The organism is Frankia sp. CpI1-P (assembly GCF_001421075.1).
GTDB classification, from domain to species: domain Bacteria; phylum Actinomycetota; class Actinomycetes; order Frankiales; family Frankiaceae; genus Frankia; species Frankia torreyi.
Map to the genome: position 1 here is coordinate 88,968 of NZ_LJJX01000003.1, position 10,381 is coordinate 99,348.

The 10,381-nt window shown below is 74.8% G+C and carries 3 protein-coding genes and 3 pseudogenes; 5 read left to right on the plus strand and 1 reads right to left on the minus strand.

Annotated features, from left to right (window positions below):
- Positions 1-76: 76 nt before the first annotated feature.
- Positions 77-589: a hypothetical protein gene (locus FF86_RS03110; RefSeq protein ID WP_044884355.1), complete on the minus strand. Its 513-nt coding sequence runs from the start codon at positions 587-589 to the stop codon at positions 77-79.
- Positions 590-1,538: 949 nt separating this feature from the next.
- On the opposite strand from FF86_RS03110, the gene FF86_RS03115 reads away from it, so the two are divergent.
- The 5 genes and pseudogenes from FF86_RS03115 to FF86_RS39245 form a co-directional block, all read left to right on the plus strand.
- A complete protein-coding gene (locus FF86_RS03115) occupies positions 1,539-2,420 on the plus strand; it encodes a LuxR C-terminal-related transcriptional regulator (RefSeq protein ID WP_044884354.1) in 882 nt (293 codons plus the stop codon).
- A gap of 1,917 nt (positions 2,421-4,337) precedes the next feature.
- Positions 4,338-6,335, plus strand: a 1,998-nt coding sequence (locus FF86_RS39230; protein ID WP_242418081.1) for a nitronate monooxygenase, incomplete at its 3' end; no start/stop codon positions are given.
- Between the two features lies 1 nt (position 6,336).
- A pseudogene (locus FF86_RS64870) lies at positions 6,337-6,967 on the plus strand (beta-ketoacyl synthase N-terminal-like domain-containing protein); the annotation flags it as partial.
- Between the two features lies 1 nt (position 6,968).
- A pseudogene (locus FF86_RS39240) lies at positions 6,969-8,664 on the plus strand (beta-ketoacyl synthase N-terminal-like domain-containing protein); the annotation flags it as partial.
- A gap of 1 nt (position 8,665) precedes the next feature.
- A pseudogene (locus tag FF86_RS39245) lies at positions 8,666-10,381 on the plus strand (acyltransferase domain-containing protein); the annotation flags it as partial.

Consider the following 10,381-nt stretch of genomic DNA (forward strand, 5'->3'; position numbering starts at 1 on the left):
GGCGGCCGGATTCCCGGACGGCGAACTGCGAGAATCCGCCGCCGCCGGCGGCGGCGGGCCAGGAGGTCCGGTCGCCTCAGATTCCGGCTTCGTCACGGGGCTCGGCCGGCTCGGCCTCGTCCCGGTCGCCGAAGACGTGTTGTTCCAGCGTGAGGTACGGCCGCTGCGTAAGGTCCGGATACGGCTCCCGGAACTCGAGCGCGTCCGCGTCTGCGTCCGCGCCGGGGAAGGGGGCGGCGACGCCGGGCACGTCCGGAACGGTCAGGGAATCGGCGGATGCGGGCCGCGCGGTCCCACCCCGTCGGCCGTCGGTCAGCGGGATCGTCCGACGTAGCGGCCAATCGCTCGCCTGACCCCGGCCGTCGGCGTCTGCGGACCAGCCGCGGAGGTCGGCGCCGCGTTCGCGAGCCGCGGCCCGCGTCGGCAGTGGCACGACGGCCCGGAGCACGCAGATGACCGAGGTGACGATCCCCGCGACCATCAGAATCAGACCCAGAACCGGGAGATCTACCCCGACCACTCGCCACGTCAGGGCGTATCGCAGCGTGGCACCCGCCACAACCAGGAAGACCGACAGACCCAGGGTCATCAGTTGTTCACCTCGTTCGTCCCGCGGGCGGGGCGGCGGCGGACCGGGATGGTCGCCCGCCGCCCGGCTTCGGTGGGAGGGCATCGGTGGCGCGAGACCGTACCGGGTCTGCGCGAATCCGGCGGGATGCGTCGTGGGCGTTGGACCTCGCGGGGGACCGGCGGAGGTGCCCCTACCGAAACGGTGGGCCGCCTATATCAATACCCTCGGTGACGATGGCCCATGCCGGTGAGGCACCTAGTGGGTAGGTGGTCACCCATTGTGGAGGGTGGCGGGTGGCGGGAACGTTTCGCGTCCGTCGCGCCGTCCGGCCCCGCCGCCGGGCTGGATCCCGGCCTGCGCGGGCGAGCGGGGGCCCGCAGGGCCCGCATACCGCTGGCGAGGTGGCCCGTTTAGGGGATGGTTCCGGGAGGGAAAAATCACGCGAAGTGGACACTTCACGCGCGAGGGTGGCGGGCCCGGAAATATATGGCCGGGTTGGGGGCACGATTCTCCCACCGAAGCGGTGGGTTTGGCCCGACTGCGAATGAGGGGCGCGGGCAACTGGTGGCGTAGCGAGGGAGGTGGGCCCTACGCTTGCCGAACATGTCCATCTTCACCGGAAATTCACCCGGTGGCATCGCCACAACCGGACTACCGCCCGGTTTGATTCTGAGTCTGACCCCCGGAGGCACGCGTGACCGACCGAGTTCCCCGCTCGACCGATGCTATCGGCGAGGACGCGCCCCATCGGCCGCGAATCGGCGTGACCGTGGACACATCGACCGAGATAGGCATGGCGGGTCACATCGCCAGGCGAGCCTCGGCGAGCTCACCCGCTCCGCCGACCACCCCACATCGTGCGGCACCGGCGCCGGCGCGGCACCCCGCACCGACCACGAGCACGGGAAGTGCCACTGCTCGGCAATTGTCTCATCCCCGCTCCGGGCCCCCGATGACCGGGTCCCCCATGGGACGCGGTGAGGTCCCGGGCGCGCCCGCCGCCCGGACCGCCCCGGGTGCGCCGATGCGCCCGGGCGTGGCCGCCGCCCGCGCCGGCGCCCCGATGCCGCGGGACCTCGCACTCGGCGCGGCCGAGCTGCGCGGCATCCTGCGCGTCGTGGAGGACTGCGAGCGGGCCTCCTCGCTGGCTTCCTTCCGTGAACTGGCCCTCGACGGCATGGCCCGCCACCTGGGCTATCGCCATTCGGCCTTCTTCCTGGGCTCCTCGATCGAGACGGCGTTCCAGGACGCCCGGCCCACCGGCCGGGGCCTCGCCCTGCGCCTCGCCGGCCCGTACATGGAGCGCTACCGGGAGCTGGAGGCGCTGAGCAACCCGGAAAGCCTGCGTTCGGTCCGCGAGCGTGGCCTTGCCACCCTCGACGACCTGGGCGTTCCGGAGCGTCCCGAGGTGCGAATGCGCCTCGAGCGCTTCCTGCGCGCCCACGGCATCCACGCCAAGCTGCTCGTGCGCCTGTTCGGTCCGTCGAACGTGGGCGCGCTCATCTCCCTGCTGGACTCGCGGCCGGGCGCGTTCGGCCCGCGGGACCGGGCGGTCGGCGCCGTCCTCGGCCGCCATCTCGGCAACCTGCTGCGCTTCTACATCCGGACCGATCCCGGTCCGTCCGTCGCGGGACGGCTGTCCGCCCGCGAACGGGACGTGGTGCGACTCGTCGCCGAGGGCCGGTCCAACCGGCAGGTCGCCGAGGCGCTGTGCATCAGCATCGACACGGTCAAGCATCACCTCACCCACGCTCTCGTGGCGACGGGATGCTCGAACCGCACGCAGCTCGCCATCGCCTGGCAACGCGAGACCAGCGCGTTCGCGCCGCCCAGCCCGCCCCGGCCCTGACTCGCCGGTCAAGGAACTGACCCGACCGTCGGAGAACCCCGGCCGCGTCCAGACGCGACGNGTCACGGTTCGAGGTCGCGCGTCTGCGGCCCGCTGCCGCCCCGGCACCCTGCCCCTGCCCTTGCCGCCGCTCCCACCCCGGACCCCGGATGCCGGTCCTCGGCCGCGGCGGCGGTCCTCATGCTGGCCGGTCGTCTACCGGCCGGCAACACGCCGGGCCTGCCCGGCAGCCTGACCAGGCCGGACATGCCCGGCGAGGAGACCGGCCCGTGCCGCGACGGCGCGGGCGCCAGGTGCCCATCGACCCATGGGGCCCGCAGGCCGGTCGGCCCGCCCGCAGGGCGGAAGGCCGGCGCACCGACGCGACGCGCCACGGCGCGCCTCGACAACTGACTTCCGACGAACCGCGGGTGGCGCGGGCCGAGACCGGCCGCGCCACCCGCGGTCGTGTCATGTCCGGGGCTCGCACGACCCGAGCAGCCCCGATGTCCCGGTCCTCGCGCAGCGCCGCCCCCGGCGGCCGCCGATGGCTGTCCCCTGCCGGGCGTGCTGGCCGTCGCTACCCTGTGGGCCGCCCAGGCCTGGCGTCGGCGGGCCCGGGCCCGCCGGTTGCCGCCGTCGTCGTGCGCCACCCCGTCACGGTCGATTCCTGACGGTCGGATGGCCGAGCAGCGGTTCGGGCAATCACCTACCGGTGGTTCGCCGCCGCGCCGCGTCCACGTGAGCGCCTCGGGTGCCGTCCACCCTGCCCCGATGGCAGCGGCCACCGAAGGAAGGCCAGGGCGGGCCGTGTCAGCGGGCCGTGCCGACGGGTCCCGCTGGTCCCCGTCTTGTCCTGATTATCGTAGATCATCATATTTATGGCTTCTGCGTCAGATGCGCGTCATGCCCCATCTGTGGGATGCTGACCCTTGCCCGTCGTAGCAGGCTGGTCCGGTTGGGTGGCACGGTGATGAACGTCGTCATCTTTCCGCTCGGCCCCGCTTGCGGCTGATGGCACGCTGTGACTAGGTTGACCCGTGTCCTTGCTAGCCGGGTGGGGCCCGAAGGGGCCACCCGACCGCCGGTGACTGACCCGGCCGGCGGTTACCACGATCGATTTCCGGATGCCCTACACCCGTGGTTCGATACCTTCCGCGGCGCCACTCTCGCTTCCGTTTTCTTCTGGCCTTGCGCGTGCTGGTCCGTGTCCGAGGAATGTAGCCTCGACTGTTCATCGCCCCTTTAGCCGACCGAAGTCGAATNGAAACCGCCGGGTTCGGCGGTCCGGGATACCGCCTGCGTGCTACCAATTCGTGACCTCCGCCGATCGTCACCGGGATTGATGAGGTCGCCCGGTGCACATCCGCGCGGGCTCTGCGTAATCCCGAGCCGCGACATCACCGGCGATGTCCGGCGGCGGGGGAACCGCTGGGCCGAAGGGGCTCCGACCAGGTCACGGCGATCACAGCCGCTCTCCAAGGCGCGTGTGATCGTGACTTTGGCCTGCCACCGTGCAGTGCTCCGGACCGAGCCGACTAGTATTCCGCGCACGTTGACGGTACCGGGTCGGCTAAGGAAGTCGGTCGCTCCGGGCGCCGGGCGCACCAGTTCCGCGAGAGTTGTTGGGGGTCCGTTCGCTTTCCGCGTAGTCAGTGCAGATGCAGCTTCCCCGGGACGTCTGTCGCCCAGCGGCACCGGCCAGGAGGTCACCGATGATGTCGACGATCCCGTCGNCCGGAACGTGTCCATCACGTTGGTTTGGTGGGTGCGCCTCTTGTCCTGGATATGGCCTTGTGGTGACCCGGGGGCGGACCACGCGCTGGAGGCGCGGGACCGGTCGGACGATCGGACGGCCTCGGCGGGCCCAGTGACCCGGACTAGTTCGTCCCCCTCATCNCCCTGCCCCCGGCCGCGACCTGCCAGGAGGACCTGCCGATGACCACCGCACCCCGCGTGTCACCCGAGGCCTCCCCGGCCGGTTCCGACGCGCCCGACCCGCTCGACGCACGCGAGCTGGTTGTCGTGATCACACCGTTCGCCCAGCCCGCCGCCGCCCTCGTCGCAGCCGTGACGCGGGCCGGCGGTCTCGGCGTCCTCGACCTGGGGCGCTCGGCGCGGGCGGCGCGCGACGCCCTGCGGGACGCGGCGCGCTGGACGCCGGGACGCTTCGGGGTACGGGTCGCCGCCGGCTGCCCGGTCGACCCGGACGAGCTGCCTGCCGCGGTGGATCTCGTGGTGCTCGCCCCCCGACCGGGCGGTGCCTCGGCCGGCGAGCTCGTCGCGGCGGGCGGCCCGGGGACCGACCGGCGCTGGGAGCCGGGGGAGCTGATCCGGCGGGGCCGGCGGGTCTGGGCGGAGGTGACCTCGGTTGCGCAGGCCCGTGGCGCGGTCGCGGCCGGCGCGGTCGGGCTCGTCGCGCGGGGCAACGAGTCCGGTGGCGTCGTCGGCGACCTGACCACGTTCACCCTGCTGCAGCACCTGCTCGCCGCCGGGCTGCGGGACGACGCGGGCGGCGCGGTGCCCGTCTTCGCCGCCGGGGGGATCGGCCCCGCCACGGCCGCGGCGGCGGTGGCGGGCGGCGCGGCGGGGGTCGTGCTCGACTCCCAGCTCGCCCTGGTCCGGGAGGTGGAGCTGCCCGAGCAGGTGGCCGCCGCCGTGCGGGCCATGGACGGCAGCGAGACCATCCTGCACGCCGGCCACCGGCTCTACATCCGGCCAGATCTGCCCATCGCCGCCCTCGCCGGGCGGATCGAGCGGCCCGCGGCCGACCTGCGCGACACCGGCGGGGAACTCGCCTCGGACGGCGCGGTCACCGCCCCCGCGGGCGGCGGCCGAGGCGGGTCCGGCGGGGACGACGGCGCGGCCGACGGTGCCGCGGCCGCCGCCGCGGTAGCGGCCCGGCTCGGCGCCCGCGACCTGGTCGACCAGTTCCTCCCGATCGGCCAGGACGGCGCCTTCGCCGCCACGCTCGCCGACCGGCACGGCAGCGCCGCCGGGGTGGTGCGGGCGGTGCGCGAGGGTATCCGGGACGGCATCGCGGCCGCCGCCCGCACCCGGCCGTTGGCCGTCGGCGCGCCGTTCGCGGCCGCACGGGGGCTGCGGCATCCCGTCGCGCAGGGACCGATGACCCGGGTCAGCGACCGGGCTGCGTTCGCCCGCGCGGTCGCCGACGAGGGCGGACTGCCGTTCCTCGCTCTGGCGCTGATGAACGGCGAGGACTGCCGCGCGCTGCTGACGGAAACCGCCGACCTGCTCCAGGACGCGCCGTGGGGCGTGGGCCTGCTCGGTTTCGCCCCGGCGGCCCTGCGCAACGAGCAGCTCGCCGCCGTGCGCGACGTTCGTCCGCCGTGCGCGATCGTGGCCGGCGGCCGGCCGGCGCAGGCGGCGCCGCTGGAGGCGGCCGGCATCGACACGTTCCTGCATGTGCCGTCCCCGGGCCTGCTGCACCGGTTCCTGGCCGACGGGGCGCGCAAGTTCGTCTTCGAGGGGCGGGAGTGCGGCGGGCACGTCGGGCCGCGGGCGAGCTTCCCGCTGTGGGAGGCGCAGATCGCGGGGCTGCTCGCGTTCGGCGAGAGCGACCAGGCCGGCCCGGACTTCTTCGCCGGCCTGCACCTGCTGTTCGCCGGTGGGGTGCACGACGCCCGCTCGGCGGCCATGGTCGCCGCCGCGGCAGCCCCACTCGCCGAACGGGGCGCCGGCATCGGCGTGCTGATGGGCACGGCCTACCTCTTCACCGATGAGGCCGTCGCCTCCGGCGCGATCCTGCCCGGCTTCCAGCAGGCCGCCCTCGACTGCGAGCGCACGGTGCTGCTGGAGACGTCCCCGGGGCACGCCACCCGATGCGTCGAGTCCGCCTACGTCCACACCTTCCTCGACCGTCGCCGCGAGCTGCTCGCCGCCGCCACGCCCCGCCAGCAGATGTGGGAGGAGCTGNAGGCGCTCAACCTCGGCCGGCTGCGGGTGGCCAGCAAGGGGCTGCGCCGCGACGGTGCCGAGGTCGTCCAGGTCGATCCGGCGGCCCAGGTCCGGGACGGCATGTTCATGATCGGACAGGTGGCGGCGCTGCGCTCGGACCGCACGAGCATCGCCGCCCTGCACGACGAGGTGACCACGCGGGCCACCGCCGGTCTCGCCGACCGGGCCGCCGAACTCGGCGTGCCGGCCGGGCAGGAGCCCGCGCTCGGGTCGGTCGACGGTACGCGACGCCCGGCGGGCGGCGAAGGGAACGAGGCGGACATGGCCGGCGCGGGTGCAGGTACGGGTACGGGTTCCGGCGGCGAGCGGGGCCGGGCGACCGGCGTCGATCGCCCGGCGGTGGCGACGGTGACGGCGGCTGCGGCGGCCTCCCGTCCCGCCGGTCAGCCGCTCGACATCGCGATCGTCGGGATGTCCGCGATCTTCCCCGACGCCCCCGACCTCGCCACGTTCTGGGCGAACGTCGTCGCCGGCAACGACGCGATCCGCGAGGTGCCCATCGACCGCTGGGACCCCGAGGTGTATTACTCGGCCGACGCGGTGGTGAAGGACGCCGGACGCCGCACCCCGTCGAAGTGGGGCGGTTTCCTNCCGCGGATCCCGTTCGACGCGCTGGCCTACGGCATCCCGCCGCGGTCCCTGCGCAGCATCGAGACCAGCCAGCTCCTCGCCCTCGAGGTCGCCACCCGCGCGCTGCGCAGCGCCGGTTATGACACGGGGCAGAAGGACACGGGGCAGAAGGCGGCCGGCGAGGGTCGGCCGTTCGACCGCTCCCGCGCCTCGGTCGTCTTCGGCACCGAGGCCGGCACCGACCTGTCCGGCGCCTACGGGCTGCGCTCACTGTGGCCGGGCCTGCTCGGGCAGTTGCCCGCCGAGCTCGAGGAGTTCCTGCCGGAACTGGACGAGGACTCCTTCCCCGGCATGCTGGCGAACGTCATCGCCGGGCGGGTGGCCAACCGGCTCGACCTCGGCGGGGTGAACTTCACCGTCGACGCGGCGTGCGCCTCGTCGCTGGCCGCGCTCGACGCCGGCTGCAAGGAGCTGCTCGCCGGCAGCTCCGACCTGGTGCTCTGCGGCGGGGTGGACACCCACGCCGGCGCCCACGACTTCCTGCTGTTCTCCTCGGTGCACGCGCTGTCGCCGCAGGGACGCTGCCGCAGCTTCGACTCCGGCGCCGACGGCACCAGCCTGGGTGAGGGGGTCGCCGTCGTCGTGCTCAAGCGGCTCGCCGACGCCGAGCGCGACGGCGACCGCATCCACGCGGTCATCCGGGCCGTCGCCGGCTCCTCCGACGGCCGCGCGCTCGGGCTGACCGCGCCCCGCAAGGCCGGCCAGGTGCTCTCCCTGGAACGGGCCTACGCGCGGGCCGGCATCTCCCCGAGCGACGTCGGCCTGCTGGAGGCGCACGCCACCGGCACGGTCGTCGGCGACCGCACCGAGCTCGCCACCCTCACCGAGGTGTTCACCGACCACGGCGCGACCCCCGGCCAGTGCGCGGTCGGTTCGGTGAAGTCGCAGATCGGGCACACCAAGTGCGCCGCCGGCCTGGCCGGGCTGATCAAGGTGGCGAAGGCGGTCGAGACCGGCGTGCGCCCGCCGACCCTGCACATCGACACCCCCAACGCCTACTGGGACGGCGAGACCAGCCCGTTCTACTTCGACGAGGCCGCCAAGCCCTGGGCGGCACCCGCCGGCCAGCGCCACGCCGGGGTCTCGGCGTTCGGCTTCGGTGGCACCAACTTCCACGTCGTGCTGTCCGCCTACGACGGCGGGCCGGAACCCGCCCACGGCCTGGACCACTGGCCCGCGGAGCTGTTCGCCGTGCGCGGCGCCGACCGGGCGGCTGCCAGCCGGGCGCTGGACCGCCTCGCCGCCCTGGTCACGACGAACGACGACGCCGGGCGGCCGTTCCGCCTGCGGGACCTGGCCCGCACCACCTGCGCGGCCGGTGGCGGCCCGGTGCAGGTCGCGTTCGTCGCCGACGATCTCGACGGGCTGCCCGCCGCCATCGAGGCGGCGCGGACGTTCACGGCGGACCCGCGCGCCGGGGTGTTCGTCCGCGACGACGCCGAGCCGGGCGCGACCGCCTTCCTGTTCCCCGGCCAGGGCAGCCAGCGGCCGGGCATGCTCGCCGATCTGTTCGTCGCCTTCCCCCGGCTGCGTGCCGTGCTCGACCTGGCCCCCCAGTGGGCCGAGACGATGTTCCCGCCGGCCGCGTTCACCCGGGAACAGAAGGCCGAGCAGGTGGTGGCGATCACCGACACGCGGGCGGCCCAGCCGACGCTCGNCCTCGCCGGCCTCGCCGTGCACGACCTGCTCACCGGGTTCGGCGTCCGCCCGGACCACGTCGGCGGCCACTCCTACGGCGAACTGGTCGCCCTGTGCGCCGCCGGCGCGCTCGACCGGGCCGACCTCGTCGGCCTGAGCGAGGCACGGGCCGCCGCGATCCTCGCCGCGGCGGGGGATGACCCGGGCACGATGGCCGCCGTCCAGGCGCCCGTCGAGCGCGTGCGCGAGGCGCTGGCCGAACTCGGTGCCACCGCCGGCGACGTCGGCGCTCACGTCGTAGTCGCCAACCACAACGCCCCGCGGCAAAGCGTGATCTCCGGGCCGACCGCCGCCGTGGGCGAGGCCGTGGCCGCCCTCGGCCGGGCCGGCCTGGCCGCCCGGCCGATCCCGGTGGCCTGCGCGTTCCACAGCCCGGTCGTGGCCGCGGCCGCCGGCGCGCTCGCCGACCGCCTCGACGCGCTCGACGTCGCGGCCCCGGCACTGCCGGTGTGGTCCAACACCACCGCCCAGCCGTATCCGGCGGCACCGGAGCAGGTGCGGGCGACGCTCGCCGGCCAGGTGGCGGCGCCGGTGCGGTTCGTCGAGCAGATCGAGGCGATGTACGCGGCCGGCGTGCGGACCTTCGTCGAGGCCGGCCCCGGTCGGGTGCTCTCGCAGCTCGTCGGCAAGATCCTCGCCGGCCGGCCGCATCGGGTCGTGGCCACCGACGTCGCGGGGGAGCCGGGGCTGCGCCGGTTGCTGCTCGCGCTCGCCGAGCTCGCCGCGGCCGGCGTCGGTGTCGACTCGGCGCCCCTGTTCACCGGGCGTGACGCCCGGGTGGTGAGCGACGCGGACGTGCCGCGCCGGCCCGGCTGGCTGATCGACGGGGCCTACGTGCGCACCGCCGACGGCCGTTTCCTGCCGGGCGCCCTGCGGTCGCCGACCCGACTGGCCCTCGCCGCCGGTCCGGGCGCGGCCGCCGAGGCCGCACCGGCGGGACCCCGCTTCACGGTGCCACCCGTCTCTCGCGCGCAGGCACCATCCGCGTCCCTCGCGGCGGCATCTCCAACCGCGGCGGCACAGACCGCGGCGGCACAGACCGCGGCGGCACAGACCGCGGCGGCGGCCGGTGGGGAGCTTCCCGAGATCGCGGGCGTGCGGGGATTCGTCCCGCAGGACCCGGCGCCACCGCTCGTTCCCGCTGACCCGATCGACGATCCGGCGGTCCTCGCCGCCGCACTGCCCGAGCTTGGAGGTGGCGGCCCGGTGGACGCCGTGGTGTTGGAGTTCCTGCGGACCACCCGCGAGCTGGTCGCGGCACAGCGCGACGTGGTGCTGGGCTACCTGGGCTACGACCCGACCGGACTCGGCCGCCCGGCGTCGCGTGACGGCATCGACGGCGTCGACCGCGTCGCGGCCACCCCCGCGGTCCCCCGCCAGGCCCAGCCGGAGCAGGCGCGAAGCGCCGGCGTACCGGTGACGCCCGCGGTGCCCCGGTCCGCCCCCGTGGCGGACGTGGCGGACGTGGCGGGCGCGGCCCTGCCGCCGGTCGGCGCCCCCGCGGCTGCTGGCGGCTCCGCGGCGCCGGTGGTCCGGTCCACGGTGGTGGAGCGGTCGGCGGTGTCGGATGTGGTGGTGGGAGTGATCGGGGAGCAGACGGGTTATCCGGTGGAGATGTTGGAGCCGGATCTGGATCTTGAGGCTGATCTGTCGATTGATTCGATCAAGCGGACGGA